19 protein-coding genes and 6 tRNA genes are annotated in these 24,263 nt (G+C 35.7%); 12 read left to right on the top strand and 13 right to left on the bottom strand.

Annotation, left to right across the window (positions count from 1 at the left end; all coding sequences use genetic code 11):
• The first annotated feature begins 35 nt into the window (after positions 1-35).
• From ACUTSE_RS14520 to ACUTSE_RS14495, 6 genes are all read left to right on the top strand, one after another.
• Positions 36-108, top strand: a tRNA-Lys gene (locus tag ACUTSE_RS14520).
• A 32-nt stretch (positions 109-140) separates the two neighbouring features.
• Positions 141-213 (top strand) — tRNA-Lys (locus ACUTSE_RS14515).
• A gap of 51 nt (positions 214-264) precedes the next feature.
• Positions 265-337: transfer RNA gene (locus ACUTSE_RS14510), tRNA-Lys, on the top strand.
• 41 nt (positions 338-378) lie between these two features.
• Positions 379-451, top strand: a tRNA-Lys gene (locus tag ACUTSE_RS14505).
• Between the two features lie 42 nt (positions 452-493).
• Positions 494-566, top strand: a tRNA-Lys gene (locus tag ACUTSE_RS14500).
• A 93-nt stretch (positions 567-659) separates the two neighbouring features.
• Positions 660-741: transfer RNA gene (locus ACUTSE_RS14495), tRNA-Leu, on the top strand.
• Positions 742-883: 142 nt separating this feature from the next.
• On the opposite strand, the gene ACUTSE_RS14490 is transcribed toward ACUTSE_RS14495, so the two are convergent.
• The 4 genes from ACUTSE_RS14490 to gldJ form a co-directional block, all read right to left on the bottom strand.
• The gene (locus tag ACUTSE_RS14490) at positions 884-1,219 is read right to left on the bottom strand and encodes a hypothetical protein (RefSeq protein WP_445640764.1); all 336 of its coding nucleotides are present in this window, start codon (positions 1,217-1,219) and stop codon (positions 884-886) included.
• A gap of 173 nt (positions 1,220-1,392) precedes the next feature.
• A complete protein-coding gene (locus tag ACUTSE_RS14485) occupies positions 1,393-1,845 on the bottom strand; it encodes an NUDIX domain-containing protein (protein ID WP_445640763.1) in 453 nt (150 codons plus the stop codon).
• 64 nt (positions 1,846-1,909) lie between these two features.
• Positions 1,910-3,214, bottom strand: a complete 1,305-nt coding sequence (locus ACUTSE_RS14480; RefSeq protein WP_445640762.1) for a UDP-N-acetylmuramoyl-tripeptide--D-alanyl-D-alanine ligase — start codon at positions 3,212-3,214, stop codon at positions 1,910-1,912.
• 68 nt (positions 3,215-3,282) lie between these two features.
• Positions 3,283-4,812: a gliding motility lipoprotein GldJ gene (gldJ, locus tag ACUTSE_RS14475; RefSeq protein WP_445640761.1), complete on the bottom strand. Its 1,530-nt coding sequence runs from the start codon at positions 4,810-4,812 to the stop codon at positions 3,283-3,285.
• Positions 4,813-5,017: 205 nt separating this feature from the next.
• On the opposite strand from gldJ, the gene porU reads away from it, so the two are divergent.
• From porU to ACUTSE_RS14450, 5 genes are all read left to right on the top strand, one after another.
• Complete coding sequence (porU, locus tag ACUTSE_RS14470) at positions 5,018-8,866, top strand: type IX secretion system sortase PorU (protein WP_445640760.1); 3,849 nt, start codon at positions 5,018-5,020, stop codon at positions 8,864-8,866.
• 39 nt (positions 8,867-8,905) lie between these two features.
• Entirely contained in the window at positions 8,906-10,048 is a 1,143-nt protein-coding gene (porV, locus tag ACUTSE_RS14465; RefSeq protein ID WP_445640759.1) for a type IX secretion system outer membrane channel protein PorV, read from the top strand.
• Positions 10,049-10,134: 86 nt separating this feature from the next.
• Complete coding sequence (locus tag ACUTSE_RS14460) at positions 10,135-10,617, top strand: cytidine deaminase (protein ID WP_002987283.1); 483 nt, start codon at positions 10,135-10,137, stop codon at positions 10,615-10,617.
• A 218-nt stretch (positions 10,618-10,835) separates the two neighbouring features.
• Positions 10,836-12,227 carry a hemolysin family protein gene (locus tag ACUTSE_RS14455; RefSeq protein ID WP_445640758.1) on the top strand — a complete coding sequence of 464 codons (1,392 nt, stop codon included), beginning with the start codon at positions 10,836-10,838 and terminating at the stop codon, positions 12,225-12,227.
• 500 nt (positions 12,228-12,727) lie between these two features.
• Entirely contained in the window at positions 12,728-13,147 is a 420-nt protein-coding gene (locus ACUTSE_RS14450) for a GNAT family N-acetyltransferase (RefSeq protein ID WP_445640757.1), read from the top strand.
• A 67-nt stretch (positions 13,148-13,214) separates the two neighbouring features.
• Here ACUTSE_RS14450 and bshC read toward each other — a convergent pair whose 3' ends face one another.
• Both bshC and ACUTSE_RS14440 read right to left on the bottom strand, forming a co-directional pair.
• The gene (gene bshC, locus ACUTSE_RS14445; protein WP_445640756.1) at positions 13,215-14,804 is read right to left on the bottom strand and encodes a bacillithiol biosynthesis cysteine-adding enzyme BshC; all 1,590 of its coding nucleotides are present in this window, start codon (positions 14,802-14,804) and stop codon (positions 13,215-13,217) included.
• Positions 14,805-14,906: 102 nt separating this feature from the next.
• Positions 14,907-16,811, bottom strand: a complete 1,905-nt coding sequence (locus tag ACUTSE_RS14440; protein WP_445640755.1) for a T9SS type B sorting domain-containing protein — start codon at positions 16,809-16,811, stop codon at positions 14,907-14,909.
• Positions 16,812-16,947: 136 nt separating this feature from the next.
• Between ACUTSE_RS14440 and ACUTSE_RS14435 the strand changes: the two genes are divergently transcribed.
• The gene (locus tag ACUTSE_RS14435; protein ID WP_445640754.1) at positions 16,948-19,146 is read left to right on the top strand and encodes a B12-binding domain-containing radical SAM protein; all 2,199 of its coding nucleotides are present in this window, start codon (positions 16,948-16,950) and stop codon (positions 19,144-19,146) included.
• Positions 19,147-19,149: 3 nt separating this feature from the next.
• On the opposite strand, the gene ACUTSE_RS14430 is transcribed toward ACUTSE_RS14435, so the two are convergent.
• From ACUTSE_RS14430 to ACUTSE_RS14400, 7 genes are all read right to left on the bottom strand, one after another.
• The gene (locus ACUTSE_RS14430) at positions 19,150-19,491 is read right to left on the bottom strand and encodes an SdpI family protein (RefSeq protein WP_445640753.1); all 342 of its coding nucleotides are present in this window, start codon (positions 19,489-19,491) and stop codon (positions 19,150-19,152) included.
• Between the two features lie 6 nt (positions 19,492-19,497).
• Positions 19,498-20,439: an alpha/beta hydrolase gene (locus ACUTSE_RS14425; RefSeq protein WP_445640752.1), complete on the bottom strand. Its 942-nt coding sequence runs from the start codon at positions 20,437-20,439 to the stop codon at positions 19,498-19,500.
• 40 nt (positions 20,440-20,479) lie between these two features.
• On the bottom strand, positions 20,480-21,061 hold the full coding sequence (locus ACUTSE_RS14420; RefSeq protein WP_445640751.1) for a hypothetical protein: 582 nt from the start codon (positions 21,059-21,061) through the stop codon (positions 20,480-20,482).
• A gap of 31 nt (positions 21,062-21,092) precedes the next feature.
• Positions 21,093-21,374 (bottom strand): DUF2089 domain-containing protein, encoded by a 282-nt coding sequence (locus ACUTSE_RS14415; protein WP_002987264.1) that lies wholly within the window; start codon positions 21,372-21,374, stop codon positions 21,093-21,095.
• A gap of 609 nt (positions 21,375-21,983) precedes the next feature.
• Positions 21,984-22,331 carry an SdpI family protein gene (locus tag ACUTSE_RS14410; protein ID WP_115091681.1) on the bottom strand — a complete coding sequence of 116 codons (348 nt, stop codon included), beginning with the start codon at positions 22,329-22,331 and terminating at the stop codon, positions 21,984-21,986.
• A gap of 297 nt (positions 22,332-22,628) precedes the next feature.
• Positions 22,629-23,162, bottom strand: a complete 534-nt coding sequence (locus ACUTSE_RS14405; RefSeq protein WP_445640750.1) for a TlpA family protein disulfide reductase — start codon at positions 23,160-23,162, stop codon at positions 22,629-22,631.
• A 7-nt stretch (positions 23,163-23,169) separates the two neighbouring features.
• Complete coding sequence (locus ACUTSE_RS14400; RefSeq protein ID WP_445640749.1) at positions 23,170-24,249, bottom strand: efflux RND transporter periplasmic adaptor subunit; 1,080 nt, start codon at positions 24,247-24,249, stop codon at positions 23,170-23,172.
• Positions 24,250-24,263 lie beyond the last annotated feature (14 nt).

Raw genomic sequence — 24,263 nt, 5'->3', positions numbered from 1 at the left:
GTTCTATATTTGCACCCGCAATCAGGAATTGATTAGACTCGATAGCTCAGTTGGTAGAGCACAACACTTTTAATGTTGGGGTCCTGGGTTCGAGCCCCAGTCGGGTCACAAAAATTCTAATACGATTCTAAGATTGCAATGACTCGATAGCTCAGTTGGTAGAGCACAACACTTTTAATGTTGGGGTCCTGGGTTCGAGCCCCAGTCGGGTCACAAAAAAAAACATACTTTTATAAAATACAAAGCAATTCTTTGGATTGCAATGACTCGATAGCTCAGTTGGTAGAGCACAACACTTTTAATGTTGGGGTCCTGGGTTCGAGCCCCAGTCGGGTCACATATTTTATAAAAACAAAGCATACAATTTATACTTGTAATGACTCGATAGCTCAGTTGGTAGAGCACAACACTTTTAATGTTGGGGTCCTGGGTTCGAGCCCCAGTCGGGTCACAATTACTTTTATAAAAATGCACTTACAAGTTACATTGTAACGACTCGATAGCTCAGTTGGTAGAGCACAACACTTTTAATGTTGGGGTCCTGGGTTCGAGCCCCAGTCGGGTCACAAAAGCTATTCCTAATCGAATGGCTTTTTTTAATTCTTTTCTTGTTTCTTCAGTACCGAAAATGAAAAAAGAATTATATTTATCACACACAAGGCCGGGTGGAGGAATTGGTAGACTCGCCATCTTGAGGGGGTGGTGTCGCAAGACGTATGGGTTCGAGTCCCATTCCGGTCACAAGTAAACGCAAATAACATCATGTTATTTGCGTTTTTTTATTTTGGAAAAATTAGAGGATTGACGAAATTCAAACGGATGAGCATAGTTTTTGTCTGTGCTGTAAAATAAAAAAGCGTATTTAAAAAATACGCTTAGCTCATTAATTATTCAAAATAGGTTTATATACCTTAAAAACAGGTCTTCCTTTACTTACCTCTGCAAAATTTGGAAATCTATGGTTTGTACAAATATAGTCTTGCATCCATTCTTCTACTTCTGCATTTGTTTTGTTGAAAAAAAACATATCTGTTACCCAGAAATCGTATTCCATACTGCCTCCAAGTATGATGTGATTATAGTCATCATTTGAGTCGGCAATGAGATAACATTCAGGGACAAAATCATTAATAAGTTTTCCCATCCAAGGTACTTCTTGATTTTGAGCAAATGCTCCCATGGATAACGTCAAAGCGAATCCTAAAAGAAATTTTTTCATAATTAATATAATTTAAAAATTGGTGGAATTAAGATAGGGTTTGTTAAATTAATTTAATGTGTAGTTTTTCTGTACAAGAAAAGGATGGTAGGGCAATATTAATATTGTTGAATGGTATTAAATAGAAAAGGATAAACTTTGTGAGCTTATCCTTTTCTTATTTTTGTAGGGTGTTATCGTTTTTCGATATACTGCATAAATAAAGTAACGATTGGATGGTGTACATCCATAATATCTTCTTTTGAAAAAGAAGCTAAGGGAAGCCATTGTAGCGCTTTGATATCATCTTTGGGTTGAATATCTGCTGTTGTTGCAGGAATTTCCAACAGATACAAATGGGTGATGATTTTGTCTTTGTGATTGCGGTAGCGCGGATCATCTATTTTAGTTGAGCCTACGTACTTAATTTCATCTGGTGCGGCTACGAGGTTCGTTTCTTCAAATAACTCTCTTACAGCGGCTGATTCATAGCTAGAATCGTCTGCGTCAACGAAACCTCCGACAAATCGCCATTTGGGTTCGTGTTCTTTTTTACCTAATAAGAGGGAATAGGTGTGGTCTGAATTTAATCGTAAAACAGCAATATCGACCGTTGGTATTGCGTTTGGGTAAACTTTTTCTTGCATTTTTGTTGTTTTGAGAAGATGAAGGTAAAACAAAAAAGGCTGAAAATTACATTCAGCCTTTGTGTTATTTTAAAAATGAAATGATTTTTTCCAATGCCATTCCTCTTGATCCTTTGATTAAAACTGTATGATGTGCCAATGTTTGTGCTACATCTCCGTATGCTGCCATGAAATCGGGTAGTGTTTCAAAAAAAGTTATCGCGGTTGAAGTAGTCGTATCTTTTACTTTTGAGAATTCTTTTCCAATGAAAAAGGCTTTTTCAAAAGTGGTATCTTCCACTTGTTGGATGATGTTTTTATGTTCTTTTTCACTTGCTGTACCCAACTCAAACATATCTCCTAAAATGTAAATTTTTGGGGAAGTGGATGGGAGTTGATCAAAGTTTGCTACAGATAGTTCCATACTCGAAGGATTCGCATTATACGCATCTAGTAAAATGGTAAATGGCTCTTGTTTAATCCATTGAGATCGATTGTTTGTAGGGATATATGCTTGAATAGCTTGATTTGCTTCTTCTAAGCTCACGCCAAAATACTGACCAATGGCTACAGCAGCTGCCATATTAGTAGCATTATATTGACCAGTAAGATGAGAGGTTATGCGCTTTTCTCCTAGTTGTATTGTTGCTAATTCTGTGTGTTCAATGATTTCAACCTCAAGGTTAGCTTCTGTTTCTTTTGATCCAAACGTATACCTTGAGAAGGTGATGGTTTTTGCATCCTGTCTAGGGTCATCTGCATTGACAAAAGCCATCTTGTGATTATCTTCTAAATAGTCGTATAATTCACTTTTTCCTTTGATTACTCCTTCAAAACCGCCAAATCCCTCTAAATGAGCTTTACCAAAGTTAGTAATATAACCATAATCAGGTTGTGCAATGGTACATAAAAGCGCAATTTCGTTGAGGTGATTGGCTCCCATTTCTACGATTCCAATATCGGTTTCATCGTCAAATTGAAGTAAAGTTAAAGGTACACCAATGTGATTGTTGTAGTTGCCTTGTGTTGCTTTTACGTTGTATTTACGACTTAAAACAGCTTTAATTAACTCTTTGGTTGTTGTTTTTCCGTTACTACCTGTTAAGGCAATAATAGGAAGTCCCAATTGCTGTCTGTGATGGTTTGCTAATTGCTGTAAAGCTTGTAAGGCATTGGGTACAAGAAACATTTTATCTCGGTCCGTTACGAGTTTAGGATTATCCATGATTACATAACGCGCTCCTTTATCTAAAGCTTCTTGTGCAAATTCATTTGCATCAAAATTATCGCCTTTTAAAGCGAAAAAAAGACTATTGGGCGTAATATTTCTCGTGTCAATTGCTATGCCGTCAGCTTCTGTGAAGCAGCTGTATAATTCCTGTATATTCATAAGTCAAAAGTAAAAAAAAAGTCCTAATTAAAATTAGGACTTTTAAAAGAAATATAGGTTATCTTATTTTAGTTTTTCGTTTTGCGAATCACTTGTTTTTGACCCACTTTAGTCATGGCTAAACGGAATCCGATATAGTCCGTAGCTTGATCTTCTGGATAGAATCTTCTTGTAGCTGGATCTAACCAGTATGCTCTATCTTTCCAAGAACCACCTTTGATTACACGACTCTTATCGTTGTAAATATTTGTGATTTTGTCTCCTTTTTTATTTGTAACTGAAGTTTCAGCTAAAGCCTCCACATCTTCTTCTCCTGTAGCTTGTTTTACGTCTGCATCGTAAGCAATTTGAGAAACTTGTCCAGGTAAGTTACGCAAGCGTAAACGTCCATTAGATAAAGTATCGAATTTTACGGTTTGATCTGTTACGATTTGTGGTTTTCCGTCAGGTCCGATTTGATTTTTGTAATAAATGTTTCCTTTGAAAAAGTTGAAATCTGTATCGATTTGATCAATTTGTGGATCGTATACATCTGCTACCCATTCTGCTACGTTACCAGCCATATCATATAGACCGAAATCGTTAGGTGCATAAGATTTTACAGCATTTGTGATATCTGCATTATCTGTTGCCCAACCTGCGATTCCACCATAATCTCCACGACCTTGTTTGAAGTTAGCATATTGAGACTTCAATGTATTGTTGCGTTTGTTTCCTGATTTTTTTGTAGGATTCTCCCAAGGATATGTTTTTCTTCCTTGGTAGTTGTTGTATTCTCTCGTTCCAGCCATTCCAATTGCAGCATATTCCCATTCTGCCTCAGTAGGTAGACGGTACTCAGCCGTGAAAAGACCGTAGTTCATTGTAGCATAAAGGTTTTTCTCTCCTTCTTTTGCTTTGTTTTTTACACCGCGATATACGATATCTGTATTACCTCCGTAAACAGCCTCCGGATTCGCTAAATATGTTTCAGTGCTAAAGTGAGCGTCAGCGTAAGCTTCCATAATCTTAGCATCTTTTTTCAGATACCCAGCTCGCTCTAACGTTAACTCGTTCACTCTGTCTGTTCTCCATTTCGCATAGTCATTCGCTTGCAACCAAGTTACTCCAACTACAGGGTAGTTCGCATAAGCAGGGTGTCTTAAATAACTAGAAATTAGTGTTTCATTGAAACCTGATCCACTTCTCCATACGGTCGTGTCAGGTAAAGCACTCTTGTAGATTTCTGCATAAACTTGATTCGTTGGAGGGAAAACACTCTTTAACCAGTATAAGTACTCGTTATAAGCAATGTTAGTTGTTTCAGCTTCATCTAAATAGAAAGATTGGACATACTGTTGTTTAGGATTATTGTTCCAATCAGCCATAATGTCGTCTTGCACTCTTCCCATTGTAAAAGCACCCCCTTCAATGGATACCATACCCTTAGGATTCTGCTGTTCAAAATTCGTGTTGTACTGAAAGCCTCCTTTTTTATCATTTATTTTCCAACCAGTAGCAGAAGAAACTCCATTATTTGTGTTACTGCAACTCGTTAAACCAACTGTAGCTAGTAGGCCAGCAAGCAGTTGTAAAGTCATAAGTCTATTAATCTTCATGTTAAAAACGGGTAAATAATTTGACGCAATATAAGAATTAACGATTAATTAGCAATATCCTTGCTATGAATATTTTAAAAAAAACTTAATTTTTATGTTCAAAAATAATTATCATCACTTAAATAACGCTTTTTTTATTCGTGTATTGTATATGGAAAAAATAATTATTTTTGCTAAGGAATAATTCTTCCTCATGCAAATATATATGAAAATAATTATTAATACACTACTGATTCTTACTTGCTTTACACTTTTTTCTCAGTCGAGAAGATTGGAGTTGAAGTGGGACAATAAATTAGTCGAACAAGCGTTATCTACAGATGATTTTGACGTCGCCAAAATAGATAAAAATTTAACATTTGAAAATGTTAATAAAAAGTTAATTTACTCGAATTTGGAATCAAATATTCCATCAGGTTTTAAAAATAATGTACGAATTCTTCAAGTTAGTTACGAAGATTTAGACGCGAATTTCCTATCAGACGCCAAGAAAAAATTATATCAAGAAGAATTAAAGATAGAAATTAAATCGGCAATGGTGAATCATATTTCTCAAAGTTATGTGTATTTTTCTCCGATTGTCTATACAAATGGTGGATTAAAGCGAGTAAAAAGCATCTCGTATCTCATCGAAAATCAATCTTCTCAGCCTAATATCAGACAAAATTTGGTCAATGGAGGTCGAAATCTCAACGCTAATACTGTACTTAAACAAGGAAATTGGTTCAAATTTGGCGTGAATAAAACGGGAATTTACAAATTAGATAAGAATTTTCTTACCCAATTGGGAGTTCCTTCCTCTGTTGATCCTCGTACGATTCAGATTTATGGGACAGGAGGAACGATGTTACCTATAGTGAATCAAGCGAATTATCCGACCGATTTACAAGAAAACAGTATTTATGTACAAGGGGAGTCTAAAGGAACAATGGAGGCTGATGATTATGTTTTGTTTTATGCAACAGGTGTAGATCAATGGAATGAAGAGAGTTTAACGTATCAAAACCTATATGTAGACGAAGCGATTTACTTTCTGACTTATGGGCAACAACAAGGATTGAGAATTAGCAATTTTGTAGAACCTACAGCAAGAGAAACAGCAACCATTACTGAATTTGATGGGAAAGTTTTTCACGAGAAAGATCTTGTTAATATAGGTAAGCTTGGGAGAAAGTGGTTTGGTGAGGAGTTTGGAATTGTCAATGACCAAAGCTTTTCATTAGAGTTAATGCATTTAAAAACTAGTGAACCCGTTACATTTGGTGTAAACACCGCTTCGAGTTCGTATGGAAATACATCTTTTACGTATGCTATTAATAATAGGTTTGCTGGGGCGGTTACTTTTTTCCCTATTCGTAGTGCAACGACAAAAGGATATGAAAGCTTTTTGGAAAAAGAAGAGTATTTAAGTTCTCCTGCTGTTGAGGTAACACTTACATATCAAAATGGGGGAGTGCCAAACTCTAAAGGATACCTTGATTATATTGAGTTTTTCTATACCGGAAACTTAATAGGAGGAACAAAACAATATCGCTTCTCTAATAATAAGGTGAAAACAATAGAAGGTGTGGTTCGTTGGAGCTTGACAAATACCAATCAGGTGAATAGAATTTGGAATGTTACGGATGTTTCCGCTATTACGACATTACCTGTAGCTAATCAAAGTCAGTATAGCTTCAAAGCTTATGGTGGAACTAATCAGGTTTTTCAAGTAGAAATTCCAACAGATTATTACTCGCCTAAAATGGTCAATAATAGTCGTGTGCGCAATCAAGACCTCAAGGGAGCGGTTCAAGCACAAGGAACGGTTGATTACCTTATTATTACTAATGAAGCTTTTGCTTCAGCTGCACAACAATTAGCGCAATTTCATCGCCAAAATAGTAACTTAAAGCCGATGGTTGTGACGGTTGATCAGATTTACAACGAGTTTTCTTCTGGACAGCAAGATGGCGCAGCAATTCGAAACTTTGTTCGCTATGTCTATGAGAGCATGCAACAAAAAGGGAGTGAGTTGAAATACCTTAACTTATTCGGTACAGGGTCTTATGATTATAAGCAGCGAATAGAACAAAATGCGAATATCGTGCCTTTACATTATGGAATGAGTAAAACGAAAAAAGCACAGAATAGCAATTCTAACTTTTCGATGTACACCACCTTTATGTCAGATGATTTCTATGGCTTGCTCGATGAAGGAGAAGGCGATATGTATAATGTAGTTTTTGGAATTGACCTTACGGTTGGAAGGATACTGGCAAAGAATTTGGATGAAGCCAATCAGGCAGTCCAAAAAATAATAGCGTATAACGGAGATCAAGCACGCGGACGTTGGAAAAATAACCTCGTTGCTATGGCGGATGACGTTGATAAATCGTCTGATTACGTTTTACAAGTTGAAACGGATACTATTGTAAATCGTATTTTAACCCATAACCCGTTTTTTAATGCCAAGAAAATCTACCTTGATGCTTATGTACAAGAAACATCTGCAGGGGGAAATCGCTATCCGCAAGCGAGGTTAGACTTCTTAGATGCTATTGAAAAAGGAGCTTTGTTCATTAATTATTTAGGACATGGTGGTGAGGATGGATTAGCTCAAGAACGTGTCTTCACAATTGAAGATGCTCGAAAGTTAAGTAATGAAAATAAATATCCTGTTTTTTCTATTATTACGTGTGAGTTTAGTCGATTTGATGATCCGAATTACACAAGTGGAGGTGAAGTATTATTTAATAATTCAAAAGGAGGGGCTATCGCTCTGATTGGAACGACGAGAGAAATCGGAATTGATATTGGACGATTGTTGAATCGAACTTTTACTGATTTGTTTTTTGAACATGCTGCGACCTATTCTATGGCAGATGCTTTGAGACATACTAAAAATGCATATACGAATAGAGATAAAAATGTCGTTTCATTTATTGGAGACCCAGCGTTGAAAATTGCATTGCCTCATTTAAAGGTAGTGTTGTCTCAAGTGAATGAAGAGGATGTTCAGCTAACAACAAATAACCCTGTAAAAGCGTTAGACTATGTAAAGATGAAGGGAGAGGTACAAGATGAAGGAAATAATGTTGTTAATTCTTTCACTGGAAGTTTAGCTGTTGAGATTTACGATAAGTATTTAGATAAGAAAACACTGGGGAATGACAATGTCATGAATAATGGTATCCCTTGGGTGATGGATTATCAAACTTTAGGAGAGGTAGTCTTTAGAGGAAATGCCAGTGTAAAAAATGGGGCTTTTTCTTTTGACTTTATCATGCCAAAAGATATTCGACTCAACGAAGGAAAAGGGAAAGTGAGCTTTTATTCTTCGAATCAAGAGATTGAATATACAGGAAATAACGATGATTTAGTCATTGGAGGGCTGAATGAAAATGCACCAAAAGATATTACTCCGCCTATAGCAAGACTATATATGGATAATGAATCTTTTGTCTCTGGAGGAGCAACCGACAATAATCCTGTATTTCTTGCGTTTGTTGAAGATGAAAGTGGGATTAATACGGCTAGCGGAATAGGACATGATATCGTAATTGTGGTAGATGATAAGGAAGATAAAAGTGTGATACTTAACGATTATTACGAAACCGAGTTGGATAATTTCAGAAAAGGAAAGGTGACTTACCAGCTGAAAGAGTTAGATCCAGGAATGCATACGATTCAATTTAAAGTATGGGATGTGTACAACAATTTGTCTACCACCGAAATTCAGTTTTTGGTTAAACAAGATGAAGCCTTAAAAATTGAAAAAGTATTGAATTACCCTAATCCGTTTGTCAATTATACGGAGTTCTGGTTCACACACAATAGACCACTAGAGCCTTTGGATGTTCAAGTGCAGATTATGACGATTACGGGAAGAATTGTAAAAACAATCAATCAACAGATCACAACGGAAGGGAATTTGAGTCGTGAGATACAATGGGATGGACGTGATGATTTCGGAGATCGAATCGGAAAAGGAGTCTATATTTACCGCTTGACTGTACGTTCATCACAGACGGGAAAAAAAGTCGAAAAAATAGAAAAATTAGTTATACTTTAGGAAACAATTATATTTGTATAATTTTATAAACACAACTGAATGAAAAATTTCACAGCATTAGTTATATCTATACTAGGAGGATCTGCATTGTATGCACAGACAGATATGCATCCTATAACAACAGGAGTTCCTTTCTTAACGATTGCAGCTGATGCAAGATCAGCAGCTATGGGAGATATAGGAGTTGCGACTACAACAGATGCTTTTTCACAACAACACAATGCTTCAAAATACGCTTTCGCAACAAAAGATCAAGGATTTGCGATGAGTTATACGCCGTATATGTCAAAGATATCTAGCGGAATGTCTCTTGCTCAAGTAAACTATTTTAATAAATACAACGAGCGAAGTGCATTTTCTGTTGGGTTCCGTTATTTTGGAATGGGAGAAGTAACTTATAGAGAAGATTATAATAGTATTGGAGCGACGTATAAACCAAGTGAATTTGCGATTGATGCATCTTATGCATTGAAATTAAGTGAGAAATTTGGTATGGCCGTTACTGGGCGTTTCATCAATTCCAATCTGAAATTACCTGATACAGGAGATGGTGATGCATCAAGTGCAAGTACATTTGCTGTTGATATTTCGGGATTCTACCAATCGGATAGAATGTCCTTTTCTGATTTTGATGGGCGTTGGAGATTTGGTTTTAATTTACAAAATTTAGGTCCTAAAATTAGTTATAGCGATAAACCAACAGGAGATTTCTTACCTGCAAATTTAAAATTAGGAGCTGGTTTTGACTTTATTTTAGATGATTATAATACCTTAACGATTACCACTGAGTTTAATAAGTTAATGGTGCCAACTCCTCCAGCAGATGTAACTGATCCAGAAGAGATGCGCAAGTATAACGACACAGGATGGTTTAAAGGAGTATTCAAATCTTTTGGTGATGCACCAGGCGGTTTTAGTGAAGAAATGAAAGAAATTGCTTGGGCAATGGGAGCAGAGTATTGGTATGACAATACATTTGCATTCCGCGCAGGTTATTTCAATGAAAATAAAAATAAAGGAGCTAGACAATATGCAACACTAGGGGCAGGGTTTAAATACAGTATGATTACAGTCGATTTATCGTATCTGTTCTCTACTTCAAAAATCAACAACCCACTAGAAAATACCCTTCGTTTTTCCCTAACATTTGATTTAGGAAGAAAAACATACCCTAAAGGATAACAAAAGAAAAGTATTATATTTGTACCCTAATCCAAACCGTTTTACCAAAAACGAGTTTGGATTTTTTATCTCTAATCGTTTGACTTATGAAAAAAGTAGAAGTAGTAACGACCTTCATTGAATATGAATCGATTCGCGAATTAGCACAACAAGATCAAGAATTGATGGAACAGGCTATTGCCATTCGAAAAAACGCCTATGCGCCTTATTCTCAATTCCGCGTAGGAGCTGCTTTACTGTTAGAGGATGGAACAATTGTATTAGGATCGAATCAAGAGAATGCTGCTTTTCCATCGGGTTTATGTGCAGAACGCACCGCTATTTTTCAAGCAGGAGCTTTACATCCAGGTAAAAGAATCTTAAAGCTTGCAATTTCAGCAACATCAGACCTAAAAGTAACGGATCATCCCATCCCTCCTTGTGGTGCATGTAGACAGAGTATATTAGAATATGAAGTGAAACAAGCTCAACCTATTGAGATGTTTTTTATGGGAGCAGAGGGAATCGTTTGTTATTCACCTTCTCTCCTTAATATGTTGCCTTTTCATTTTGATGCAAAATCAATGTAAAAGACAAGAACAAATAAGAAGATATAAGTAGAATAGGGTATAAAATAAAAAGTTTTACCCTCTTGATACCTAGTTAATTACCCGTTTTGAAAAAAACGAGTGTTAACCTTGATATTATATCAAATAAATTATTAATTTTGATATGAAAAGGCGATGAAACTAAAACTTCGCTTCCAGGTCCCTAAAAAAATTGAACGCGGACCTTTTGAATTTATAAAATGGACACATACCCCCAGATCATCACAATATTAGCTAGCGTTAATATTGTTCCCGAAGAAATTTCAATTGGTAAGTTATTGCTTACGTTATTCTTAGTATTCCTAAATGGATTTTTCGTTGCAGCAGAGTTTGCAATTGTAAAAGTAAGAACCTCACAAATTGAAGTACATCAAGAATTAAACTCTAAAGTAGCTGGTGTTGCTAAAAATATAGTTGCAAACCTAGATGCCTATTTGGCAGCAACTCAATTAGGAATTACATTAGCTTCATTAGGATTAGGTTGGGTTGGAGAAAGTTCATTGACTCCCGTTATCATGAAGGTATTTGATTTATTCGGTATGACTGGACCAGAATGGTATTCAGTTGCCAAGAGTATTTCATTTCCAATAGCCTTCGCTATTATTACGATTTTGCACATTGTATTTGGTGAATTAGCACCAAAATCAATCGCGATTCATTTCCCTACAAAAACAACATTCTCTATCGCTTTACCGTTGCGCGTATTCTATTTTGTATTCAAACCGATTATTTGGTTGATGAATGGATTAGCAAATGGTATTTTGCGTATGTTCGGTATTACACCTGTACACGGTTCAGATATACACACAGAAGAAGAGTTGAAAATGATCATCACCGAAAGTCAAGCAGGTGGTGCAATTGAAGAAACAGAACGACTATTGATTCAAAATGTTTTCGATTTTGATGATAGACGTGTAAACAATATTCAAACGCTGCGTAAAAATGTTTCAGCAATTGAAATCAATACAAGCGTAAAAGAAGCAATCGACTATGCCATTACAGAAGGGTATTCTCGTTTTCCAGTATATGATGATTCCCTTGATGATATCAAAGGAGTAATTTATACCAAAGATTTGATGAAAGCCATGATCAAAGAAAAAGAGGATGTATCTCTTGCTTCTTTAATGCGTGAGCCTATTTATATTTCGGAAAATGCATTGATTAAAAATGTATTGAAACAGTTTCAAGCAAAACACTTGCAAATGGCAATTGCAACCAATGAGGTTGGAGAGTTTACAGGTATTGTTACGATGGAAGATATTTTAGAAGAATTAGTAGGAGAAATTCAAGATGAGTATGACAATGAAGAACCGATTGTAGTTTCTACTGGTGAAGGTGTATACATGGTGGATGCTCACTCGAATATTTCTGATATCAACCGTTGGTTGCCTTTCAAATTTGAAGAAAGTGAACATTATGATACGTTAGCGGGATTAATCAGTGAAGTTTGCCCTGATCAAGAGTTAAAAGAAGGCGATATCATCGATTTAGAACATTATACTGGAGAAGTAGTCAATATGTATCGAAACTCGGTAGAAAAGGTTCAATTAACGTTGAAAGATGAACATCTAGAAGATATAGCACAGAGCTAATAAAAAAGGCAACCTTTCGGTTGCCTTTTTTATTGGAAAAGAGAAAGGGAAAAGAGTGTAGGGGCGAATGGTATTCGCCTTCATACATGATAAATCTTATATGAGTTGTTTAAACTGCACAAAGTACAAACCTTACAAAGTACAAACCTTACAAAGTACAAACCTTACAAAGTACAAACCTTACAAAGTACAAACCTTACAAAGTACAAACCTCACAAAGTACAAACCTCACAAAGTACAAACTTCACAAAGCACAAATCTCACAAAGCACAAATCTCACAAAGCACAAATCTCACAAAGCACAAATCTCACAAAGCACAAATCTCACAAAGTACAAACCTCACAAAGCACAAATCTCACAAAGCACAAACCTCACAAAGTACAAACCTCACAAAGCACAAACGCCTCAAATAGAAATTAACAAATAAAAAGGAGTAGGTGAATTTGTTGAATTAAAAAAAAGACGGTACTTACATCCTTTAATGGAATCATAGAATAAGATGAAATATCAAGCCGTATATCAAATAATAGAAGTAGAAACGTATTGTAATTTACGTGTACAATCGGGGTTATCGCCTAAAACAAAAGAAGCTGCCGCTATTGGCTTGTGTAATTCGCTTTGTTGTGTTGCTATTTTAGATGAAACTAACGACAAAGAAGTAATTGGCATGGGGCGATTGATAGGCGATGGAGCCTGTCATTGTCAAGTTGTGGATATTTGTGTTTTACCAGCCCATCAAAAAAAGGGATTGGGTAAACTAATTATGAAGAAATTGGACGAATACATTCAGGAAAATTTACCTGTTTCCTGCTATATTAACCTGATTGCAGATGGAGAAGCTTATCGCTTATATGAACAATATGGATTTAAATCCGTTTGGCCAGCATCTCGCGGAATGGGATACACAAAAAAAGAGTAGGTTCTTTATTTAAAGAGGAAGAGGACAAAGAAAAAAAGTAGGGGCGAATCATTCGCCCCTACTTTTTTTATACGGTTATAATATCAAAATCGTGATCTAATGGTCGGAGTTGTTCAACTAGTTTTTGTATTAAATCATCTCCTGATTCTTGATAGAACTGTGCAAAGTTATAATAACGCTCTTGCAGACTATTTTTAGGGAATAATTCCAGTTGAATAGCCAAGATGCGATCAAGTACTTCTTTGTTCTTTTTCTTTTCTGCTTTTTGTAAGCGTTTTTCCAAGTGATCAAGTCCTTTGATTTGTTTTTTCTCTTGTGCATTTACTGCCCCAATAAACGAAGCATCGGTTTGTTGGGCAAGTGCTCTGAGTTGATCAAATTGTTGTTGTAATACCTGACGTTGTGCGTCAAAGTTAAAAGAAACATCAGATAATTCGGCTGATTTCTTTTGTAGTAACACTTCTGCAGGAGCAAAAATATCAGACCAGGTAAGTTGTAACTTATCTAGTTTTTTGACCTGTTTTTCTGTAGCAAGTAGGACTGAATTTCTCAACAATAACATAGGAAAATCAACTTGATGTAAATCAAAGACTGGTTTCAATTGTAACCAATACGCTAGTTCTCCACCACCACCGATATAACATAAATTCGGCAGAATAGTTTCCTGGTATAGAGGACGCAAAATTACGTTAGGACTGAAACGCTCTGGGTGATTACTCAGTTCTGCTAGTATCTCTTCTTTGGAGAAAGAAAGCGTTGTATTGTTAATCTTGAATCGATCTTGATCCCAAATGATACGCTCGCGTAACTGGTCCTGAATGTAAAATAAGTTAATGTCTCGGGGTGTTACTTGAACAAAATAATCCTCAAGAATAGCATAGGTTTTCTCTACCTCTTGAATAGCATTCTGTTGCAGCAATTCCTGTTGTATACTAGGTGCAAAAAGAGATTTCAGCTGAGCGTGATCTCCATCGACAATAACTAAGCCATAAGATTCAAATAATGCATTGGCTAAATAACGGGTTGCATCAGCTAAATTGTCGTGTTTGAGGTAACTCTCTTCAAATAAAATTTTAAGTTTTTTAGCATTATCCCCAGCATTTAATTGCCCTTTAAATACTTCGTATACCTTGTCTAAAGTTGCTGTACTCAAACGACCTACAGGGCCTTTGCTTTCTTGATCCCAACAAATCTTCTTATCCTGAAAATAGAAGTGATTAATTTCTTCAAAATCGTGATCTTCGGTTGCCATCCAAAAGACTGGAACAAAGTTGTAAGCTGGGTATTGTTGTTTCAACTCTACCGTCAAATTGATGGTAGAAACAATTTTATAAAGAAAATACAACGGACCTGTGAACAAGTTTAATTGATGCCCTGTTGTAATGGTAAACGTGTTTTCCTCTCGCAATAAAGCTATATTTTGTTTAGTTGCAGCGGATAGATCAATGCCTTGATATTGTTCAACTAACGCATCGTGTAAAACACGGCGTTTTTCAGTTGAAAAATGCTGTTGTTTGGCGTCTATCTGCAGTTTAAAATTAGCTAAAGTGGGAAAATGTTGATACAATGGTTTTAATTTCTCCGCTTGGTTGAGGTAATCAACCATTAATTTGGAAAAATAACCAGAGTTTTGAAATGTAATTGTAGGTATAGTCATAAGACACAAGGTCAATTAGAAAGTTTGTTTTAAAAAAAAAGTTTTACTATCAAGATAGTAAAACTTTTTAAGCATAGTAAAAATACGGTTTTATTTCAAATATTAATACATTAATTCAATCCATCCAGAATAAACACCCGTGATGGCTTCAAAATAATACCAGTACGTTCCACTTGGTAGTTTGGTACTGCCATTTGATTGGCCATACCATTCGTTCTTATATCCTCCTGTTTTTTTGTAAACTTCAATACCATATCGGTTGAATATTTTTAGATTAATTACACCATAAGGCTCGAGATCCCAATTGTCATTGAGTCCATCACCATTAGGAGAAATTCCTTTAGCAATGATACAACCTTCAGTTGTCACAGTGAAACTATCTTCAAAGGTACAATCGTTTAGCTTTGGAAGTCCATAGTCTTTTGTCGCATAGATATAAATGGTTTTAGGGCCATAAAAGATACTTTCAGGTGTATTCAATTTGATGTTATTTCCTTGTTTATTTGGTTCTAAATAATAGGCATACCCTTCCGGTAATTCTGGAAGTCTATAAGGAGTACATTCGGTGGTTACTTGGTCTTCCATTCTAAATCTTGGCACGGCATGCAAGCGAATTTCAGATTGCGTCGAACAAGTATTGTTATCTGTTATTTTAACGGTGATAAGTTGTTCTTGGTAGTAAGGCACCAAGTGATTGGAAGGATCCTCTATGGCATTCGTTTCACTTTCTGCATCCTCAGGTGAATTAAAAAACTGAATGTTGTATTTTGTCTCGTCTTTATTGCTTAATAAGGTACTTAACGTTTGATTTAAATCGTAAACCAGTCCTATTTCTGTTTCAGTTGCGCAAAGCTCAGAATACGTGAAAGCCATTGATTTAATGTCAATATCATTGACAATTAATTGTAAAGGAATATCAATCGGACATTTATCGTCAATGGTCATGCGTATGGTAAGGGTATTACGCATTGAGCTATATTTAGTTGGATTACTGATCTTGCGAATGGTATCATTAAATGGTTCGAAATAAGTGAAGTCAATCTTTCCAATATTGTTTTCATTGAGTTTGTTTTCAAACTGGGTTAAATTGAACGTGGCTAGCTTTTCTTTGTCTTTTAATTCTTCGACACATAAGGCATATTTTAAAGGCTCTTTGGGTTTTTGCGGTACTTCATTGACAATGAGATTGATTTTCATTGTTTTGAAATATATTCCATTAGCTCTTTTAAAACGCGCATAAATTTGTTTTGGGCTATCTTCGAATTGAACGGTATAAGGAGATGCTAAGAAGTTTGTTGCCGTTTGATTAGTAGCATCATCTGCCGATTCAAAAAAGTCAATTATGAAAGTATTATCGATATTATTAATATCTGATTTGATAAAATCTAAATCGAAAATTTCTTTTTCATCATAGTTCTCATCACATTGTTCATAGGTCTTTTCTGTAAGATCACAGTTTAGTACAGCATCACCACCAAAGGATAAGGTAAAACCAGCATCGGTTGCTGACCAACGATTAACAGCAATCAAAATACCATCCCCAGGTTGCACATCATAATATCTAACCATTCCTGGTACAGTAGCTGTGTTGCCTAACCAAGTAGTTGCCCCTGGCTCCTCACATAACATCGTTTCGGTAAGAGATAAACCAATATTGTACTGACGAGCATCTACTCCGTCATTTTGGGAGCCTCGATCACCAGGACCTAGATTGGCAAAGTTAGGATTTTTCCAAGAAGCAAAATCGTAATCAACAGCTGCTTGTGGGCTGATTACAAATGTAAACGTAGAACCTGATTTTATTTCTACATAGAAAAGAGTTAATGAACTAGATAAGGGACTAAATGGACCACAAGACGTTCTTAAATTCGTATAATTGGTACTTTGAGGTGTTTGCCCAACTATTTGTTGGTTAGAGCATATTACAATAACGTCATCAGGGTTTATTCGTTGTGAATATATTAAATTAGATGTGATTAGTAATATTAGTGGTAGAAAATACTTCATATCGTTAGTTTTTGGGTTGAGTGTGTAGTAAATATAACTTAAAATTAACTTAAAATAAATCTTTCGTCAGAGATTTTTTTAAAATATTATTTATACTAAGAAAATGTAGGTAATTTTGTCTCTTAAATTATCTAGGGTGCAAACGACAATTACATTAATTACTCCGCCTTTTACACAGCTGAATACACCGTATCCAGCGACAGCTTATATTACAGGTTTTTTGAATACCTTATCCATTTCAAGCTATCAAAGTGATTTGGGAATTGAAGTGATTCTGCGACTGTTTAGTAAAAAAGGATTGACTCGTTTATACGATCATATTCACACAGTCGTAGGGGAGGTTAATGGCAATACGCATCGTATGTTGGCTTTAGAAAATGAGTATATTGCTACGATAGATGCTGTAATTAAATTTTTACAGGGGAAAAATCCAACGTTTGCACACACCATTATCAAAGAAGATTTTTTACCTAGAGCCTCTCGATTTGATCAGCTAGAAGAGCTAGAATGGGCTTTTGGTTCGATGGGTATCCAAGATCAAGCGAAGCATTTAGCGACGCTGTATCTTGAAGATATCGCGGATTTAATTGTTGATACGGTTGATCCTCATTTTGGGTTTAGTCGTTATGCCGAGCGTTTAGGTCGATCAGCGCATACTTTTGATGAGTTGTATGAGTCGTTGCAGCAACCCTTAACTTTTATTGATGAATTGACTCTTGAACTTTTAACGGGGATTGTTGCTCAATCTAATCCCAAGATCGTTGGATTTTCAGTGCCTTTTCCAGGTAATTTATACAGTGCTTTTCGCTGTGCGCAATGGATTAAACAAAATCATCCTGAGATAAAAGTAACAATGGGTGGGGGATACCCCAATACGGAGTTACGTTCCTTATCGGACACCAGAGTATTTGAGTTTTTTGATTTCATTACCCTGGATGATGGGGAAGCGCCTTTAGAAAATCTAATTCTCCATGTTGAAGGAAAATTAGCGCAAGAAGAATTAAAACGCACGTTTGTGTGTAAGGATAACAAAGTGGTGTATATCAATAACCCACTTAAACGAGATTACAAACAAGCAGAAGTTGGAACGCCTGATTATTCAAGTTTAAAACTCAATGACTATATTTCCGTAATTGAAGTTGTCAATCCGATGCATCGTATGTGGAGTGACGGACGCTGGAATAAGTTAACCATGGCACATGGTTGTTATTGGGGAAAATGTACGTTTTGTGACATTAGCTTGGATTACATCAAGGTATATGAGCCTGTAGCAGCTAAATTGATTGTCGATCGAATGGAGACGTTAATTGAGCAGACGGGAGAAACGGGATTCCATTTTGTAGATGAAGCGGCGCCACCAGCTTTGATGCGTGAAGTAGCTTTGGAAATTATTCGAAGAAAAATCACAGTATCTTGGTGGACCAATATTCGCTTTGAGAAAAGTTTTACTCGTGATTTGTGTTTCCTGTTGAAAGCATCCGGATGTATTGCTGTTTCAGGAGGGTTGGAAGTTGCATCAGATCGCTTGCTAAAGTTGATTGAAAAAGGAGTAACGGTAGAACAAGTGGCTCGTGTAAATCGCAATTTTACGGAAGCGGGTATTCTTGTTCACGCCTATTTGATGTATGGTTTTCCAACGCAAACCGCACAAGAAACCATTGACAGCTTGGAGATGGTTCGTCAATTATTTGAAGCGGGTATTATGCAATCTGGATTTTGGCATCAATTTGCAATGACTGCACACTCTCCAGTAGGAATGAATCCAGAGGAATATAAAGTAATCGCACAGAAGACAGAGCATAGTGCTTTTGCAAATAATGATGTTCCCCATGTCGAAATGAATGGCGCCATTCACGATAAGTTTTCTTTTGGATTAAAGAAATCCCTGTTTAATTTTATGCATGGCATGTGTTTGGATTGGCCGTTGAACGAGTGGTTTGATTTCAAAGTCCCTCGTACCTCTATTCGCCCAGATTATATTGCCTCTTGTTTAGAAAGTGAACTTTTACCTACCTATAGAGGAAATCAAAAAATCGTGTGGTTGGGTACATATCCATATAAAGAATATTTTACAAAAAAGAAAAAAGGACAAGCACGTGAAATGGTTGACCTTATTTTTTATACTAAAAATGATACCCTAACCATTAGTTTAGACCAAGAAGAGGGGGATTGGTTTGCTTCTTTTATAGAAGAAGTAAAGGGAAGTACCACACAAACGAAAACCTATCAAGAGATGAAAACGAGTTTTGAAACGACCTGTTCTACTGACTTTGAGCTATTTTGGTTTTCAAAGCCAGTACAACAATTGCGTGAAATGGCACTACTTGTAGTGTAAGGGTTAGTTCGTTGCCCTTTTTTCGAATTGATATAAGCGTATCTCAGTAATGAGGATTACTAGAAGTACACCTCCGCCAATAAGTACCATTTCTGTTAGTTGAAAATTAGTTTGCGGAAAAATATCAATGTAGAAAAGTAGATTGACAATTAATATAATACTACCCAAGATAAGCATAAGTTTACCACTTAATTTCTGAGAAAAATCCCAATTTTCTTGATTTTTCATGCTTCGAGGAGTTCGATAACCTATAGGGCCAATATCTTTGCACTTTGGTGTAAGCCATCCTACAATAATGAAAATAATAGGCAAAAAAAAGTAATGAAAAAGAGTCGGCTCAGACATAAGCGGTTAGTTAGCTGTTTGTATAAAAGTTGCAATTGCCGAAGCAAGTTCTGGATGTAAAGGAAAAGTGGGATCACCATAGCTTTTCATATTATCTTCGTCTTTGTCAATTTGTTTTAAGACGTGATTCATGTTTTTTAAGGTAATGCGTTTGGCTTTGGGATTTGCCTGACTCAATAAATCCCCTTGTTTTAAAGAAACTTGTAAATCTTTATCACCATCAATAATCAGTGTTGGTTGTTTTATTTTGGCTATTTCTACGCTTGGATCGTATTTCATCCAGGAAATTAAGTAAGGTTGTACGCTAGGGCGATACAAGGCTTGAAGCATAGGAGGAATCTCTTTTACTGTTTGTCCATTTTTTAATGCAGTATTGATTTCTGTTACTTTTGCTCCTAAAGCTGGTAATTGTTGGGTGATTTGTTCATAGATGATTTGATCTGCAGTTGTACCTGGTCCCTGTAAAGAAACGTACTTCGTAACTGTAGCAGATTTGTTTGCTAAAAGATTGGCAAGTAGTGCACCCTCACTATGTCCAACTAAGGTAATCTTAGGATATTGAGACGTGAAATAAGTGACAATTAAAGCTAAATCATCCACTCCATCTTCAAAACGTCCTTCTTCTTCTTTTATAGGTTGATTCAGTTTTAATTGCGTAATAAAGCGTTTGTCATAGGTAAATACATCAAGATTATGAGAGCTTAAAGCTGTTGCTAACATTTTATATGAATTACCTTTTAAACCAGCAAAACTATTTCCATTGCGATTGGTTGGACCTGAACCAGGAACAATAATAACGAGATTGTCGTTTTTTGTAGCTGTGGTATATAAATCTCCTAGTAATTGGGAATCAATAGCAATCTCTTTGATTTGAGGTGCTTGAGCAAATCCCAATAAAGCACATAAGGCTGTTAAGAGGTAAATAAAGAAGTGTAATATAGTTTTCATAGTTGTATAAGGTTAGAGTAGTAGTTTTTTTCTATAAGTATTAGTATAAATAAACCAATAGTTTAGATACAACTTCAGCTAGTAATACTGCTACAATTAGTAATACATGATGAGAAGCCTGTTTTGAATTTGTTGCATTTTTGTATCCTCTGTAAAGTAAAAATCCCATAAAAACAAGAGCTGTAAGTCCTACTAAGGCACTTAACCCGAATAGAAAGAGATTGATAAAAGGGAGTTCTGTTATCATTGTAGGATTATGCAAATTGGCGACTAAGAAATCAGCCGTTTCTTGTTGGATGTTTCCTATATTGACAAAAAGTGAAAAATAAAGAGGAACCCTACAAATGAGTGCTACATTGAAAATGTCAATAAGGCGTGCTTTGGTTGGTAAAAAACGCGAGAGTATAAATAAGGTAACCGTTAGACACAGTGTATTTACTATATTATCTACTAGTGGTTGATACCATTGAAGTTGGGTGGTAAGATGCATATCTAAAACCCCATCAAATCGGGTATTGGTAAGAAAAGCAAACAAAGATCCAGCGACTAAAAGAAGTGAACCAATGAACAAGAGTTTGGTTTCCTGTAGAGTTTCAAAAGGTTTGGTAATAGCATTTTTCATAAAGTTGTAGTTGTGTTGGTTTGTAATTATGTTATGGGTTTTGTAGTTTTTTAATATGATCAATCATATCGTCTAATTTATTTCGCACAGTTGGATAGCTAATATTCATTTGTTGTGCCATTTGTTTTAGACTTCCACTGTAAAGAAAAAATTGTAAGATGAAATCTTGCTCCTCTTGTGTCAATTGAGAGAGTAGCGGTAATTCAAATTGTCCACCTACTGTTGTTTCACAACTTTCACACGCTAATTGTGTAACATGTAATTTATTGTTGCAACTAGGGCAATGTGTAGGTAATTTATGTTTTGTTTTCAAATTGTTCAATTTTATTAAAGGCTAATTTAATAAAATTTATGTTATAATTAAAAATATTTTTTTTAATAGGTTGTTTTTTGAGAAAGTGAGAAAGTGAGAAAGTGAGAAAGTGAGATGATGAGATTGGTGAGATGATGAGGAGGTGAGAGGGTGAGAAGGTGAGAGGGTGAGAAGGTGAGAGGGTGAGAAGGTGAGACTGTGTGAGGGTGAGACGATGAGGTGGTGTGATGTAAAACCCCGTAGTGGCAAATGGCAATTTGCCAAGTAACTAGATAATTTGTTTGATTAAGAGTGCATCAAAATCTTATTTCATCCATAAAATTCACGACTTCACAAAGCACATACCTCACAAAGCACATACCTCACAAAGCACAAACCTCACAAAGAACAAAGCACAAACCTCACAAAAAAATCCTCCTTATTCTATTTTCATAAAAAAAGGTATGAACAAATCATGTCCATACCTTTTTTGCGTAAGTAAAATAATATTATTGATAAAAAACCTCTTTCTTGTCTAGTAGTAGTAGTGATTTTAAAGCAAAGTAAAATGTTTTTCTGGCTGTTGTAATCGTTAGCACAAGAAAGAGGAAGAAATAATAATAATTGAAATTATTTTTGAATATAATTTTGGTCGATTTTCTGGTCGATTTTTTCTAATACAGTTTCTGTATGAATAATCGTATACAACACACAAAAGATATTAGCAGTAATCATAATTGCTTGTAGTGTTTGTGTGGCATAATCAAATTGAGCTAGCGTATAGTTCATGCAAATTAAGAATAAACTAGCTGCAATAAGAGACGAACTACTTGTGCGTTGTGCTACGCGCCAGTGTTTGTCATCTTTTAACGCATTATGACTTCTATAGCCTATTAAATGCACTTGTTTAAAGTGAAAAAGAAGATTAAAAAATCCTATTAGGCCTAGAACTATAGGAAAAATATATAGCATGGTCATATTTGTTGTTTTTTGGTTGGTTTTGGTATTTGCTAAAATAAACAAAAAATTAACTTAAACTTAATCTAGAAGTCTAAAAGGAAAGAATTATTTGTTTTTCAATATTTTAAGTTATAATGAGTGCTTTATTTTTTTGTTTTTAGTTAATAGCTGGTTTTATTATGCTTAATTCAAAAAAATCGCGTTGTTAATAAAGTATTTGTTTTATATGGATGGAATAATTAAGAAAAAAAGGGACATAAAAAAAGCTCACTTACGAGAAGTGAGCTTGATTCTAACTGTTTGAAAACAATTAATTTACAATTTCAAAACTTGATTCATAAATTTTTCAACTTCCTCAGAAGCAAAGTCAACACCACCAACAATACGTTGAATCATATTTCCTTTTTTATCAAAAATCACAGTGGTAGGAATAGAGGTTCCCAAGTAAGTACTTGAAACTGTAGCTGCAGGAATATAAATGGGAAGATCTAAACTCCTTTTGTCCATAAAAGCTTTTGCTTTTTCATAGTTACCATCGATATCAACCAGTAAGAAAACAACGTCTTGGTTTTTCATTTTTTCTTTTAATGCTTGAATGGAAGGCATTTCTTTAATACAAGGAGGACACCAAGTAGCCCAAAAGTTAACAAATACAACTTTACCTTGTAAAGAACTCAAGGATACTTTTTTCCCTGTCGCATCAAAAAATACAGCATCCGTTGTTTTGGTGTTTACAACAGGGGCGTTTTTTTGCTGTGCTTGAGCAGGAGTACTAGCATATAACCCTAATGCTAGTAGGAGCATAAGAGCTCCGAGATGACGGTTTAATTTTTGTGTGAATTGCATCATACTACATTTATTTTTTTGAGTTTTTCATTTCTTCTGAAGGCTTGTTAATTACCAAGTCTTCTTTGTGAAGTGCACCGAATACTTCCGTAAGAGTATCCAATTGCACGCCTAATTCAACGGGAATTCTAGATAACTGATCGCCTTTTTTCGTGATTACAAAATTACCTGATTGGGTGTTGAGAATGCTCTTTGTAGCCATCCATAAGGTCGGTTGCTTGCGTTGTAAGGCTAATTTCACTTGTGCATAATCTCCTCCTTGTAATTTTCCATTTGTATTATCAAGGTCAAATTCCAAGGTTAAGGATCTATCTTGTTGATTCAATACGCCAGAAGTTCTCGACAGTTGTGCTGTAAATTGCTCTCCAGGATAAGCACTAATGGTAAACGTTGCAGCAGCCGTTTTTTGTATAGCTCCTGCGTGTTTTTCGGGTATTGCTACAGTTAAACGCAATTGATTATTTTGAGCCATTTCAAAAATAGGCGTATTTCCGTTATTGCCTACTAAAGATCCGTTAGATAAGTTACGCTGTGTAATAATTCCATCAAAGGGAGCTACAATACGCAAATAATCTTGAAGCTGTTTGGCTTGTGCTGTACTGGCTTTAGCAGATTCAAAAGCAGATTTTGTACTGTTCATTGTACTTTGTGCACGTTCTAATTCGACTTGTGCAACAGCGCCTGTAGTTCTTGAGGCTTCTAGCAAGCGATCATATACTTGTTTGGCTAAAAGGTAATCGCTATAGGCTTTATCCTGGATAGACTGATCCGATAAGGCACGTTGATTCATCTCAGGTGCTTCTAGCAACGCTAATAATTGTCCTTTTTTTACATGATCTCCACGATCAACGTACAAGTGTTTAATGAAACCAGAAACCTTAGCATATAAAGCGACCTGCTCATAGGGTTTGATTTCACCTGGTACAGTAATAGAATAAATAGGATTTAATTCCTGTAAAGGAGACGTGCTCAAATCCACAGTAACAGTTGGAGGAGTGGCTGTTTTTTCAGTTGGAGCATTATCCTTACAAGCTGTGAAAAATAAAGTGCTACCTAATATCGTGAGAGATAAAATGACGTATCGTTTCATAATTGTGTTATTAA

It is taken from the genome of Myroides sp. TSA_177.3, assembly GCF_052691955.1.
The sequence above is the reverse complement of the archived record's forward strand: the minus strand, read 5'-3'. Positions and strand labels throughout refer to the sequence as shown.

What these genes read in the sequence shown, in the direction of transcription:
- ACUTSE_RS14490 (WP_445640764.1), bottom strand. Translation starts at nt 1,219, where the DNA reads ATGAAAAAATTTCTTTTAGGATTCGCTTTGACGTTATCCATGGGAGCA.
- ACUTSE_RS14485 (WP_445640763.1), bottom strand. Translation starts at nt 1,845, where the DNA reads ATGCAAGAAAAAGTTTACCCAAACGCAATACCAACGGTCGATATTGCT.
- ACUTSE_RS14480 (WP_445640762.1), bottom strand. Translation starts at nt 3,214, where the DNA reads ATGAATATACAGGAATTATACAGCTGCTTCACAGAAGCTGACGGCATA.
- gldJ (WP_445640761.1), bottom strand. Translation starts at nt 4,812, where the DNA reads ATGAAGATTAATAGACTTATGACTTTACAACTGCTTGCTGGCCTACTA.
- porU (WP_445640760.1), top strand. Translation starts at nt 5,018, where the DNA reads ATGAAAATAATTATTAATACACTACTGATTCTTACTTGCTTTACACTT.
- porV (WP_445640759.1), top strand. Translation starts at nt 8,906, where the DNA reads ATGAAAAATTTCACAGCATTAGTTATATCTATACTAGGAGGATCTGCA.
- ACUTSE_RS14460 (WP_002987283.1), top strand. Translation starts at nt 10,135, where the DNA reads ATGAAAAAAGTAGAAGTAGTAACGACCTTCATTGAATATGAATCGATT.
- ACUTSE_RS14455 (WP_445640758.1), top strand. Translation starts at nt 10,836, where the DNA reads ATGGACACATACCCCCAGATCATCACAATATTAGCTAGCGTTAATATT.
- ACUTSE_RS14450 (WP_445640757.1), top strand. Translation starts at nt 12,728, where the DNA reads ATGAAATATCAAGCCGTATATCAAATAATAGAAGTAGAAACGTATTGT.
- bshC (WP_445640756.1), bottom strand. Translation starts at nt 14,804, where the DNA reads ATGACTATACCTACAATTACATTTCAAAACTCTGGTTATTTTTCCAAA.
- ACUTSE_RS14440 (WP_445640755.1), bottom strand. Translation starts at nt 16,811, where the DNA reads ATGAAGTATTTTCTACCACTAATATTACTAATCACATCTAATTTAATA.
- ACUTSE_RS14430 (WP_445640753.1), bottom strand. Translation starts at nt 19,491, where the DNA reads ATGTCTGAGCCGACTCTTTTTCATTACTTTTTTTTGCCTATTATTTTC.
- ACUTSE_RS14425 (WP_445640752.1), bottom strand. Translation starts at nt 20,439, where the DNA reads ATGAAAACTATATTACACTTCTTTATTTACCTCTTAACAGCCTTATGT.
- ACUTSE_RS14420 (WP_445640751.1), bottom strand. Translation starts at nt 21,061, where the DNA reads ATGAAAAATGCTATTACCAAACCTTTTGAAACTCTACAGGAAACCAAA.
- ACUTSE_RS14410 (WP_115091681.1), bottom strand. Translation starts at nt 22,331, where the DNA reads ATGACCATGCTATATATTTTTCCTATAGTTCTAGGCCTAATAGGATTT.
- ACUTSE_RS14405 (WP_445640750.1), bottom strand. Translation starts at nt 23,162, where the DNA reads ATGATGCAATTCACACAAAAATTAAACCGTCATCTCGGAGCTCTTATG.
- ACUTSE_RS14400 (WP_445640749.1), bottom strand. Translation starts at nt 24,249, where the DNA reads ATGAAACGATACGTCATTTTATCTCTCACGATATTAGGTAGCACTTTA.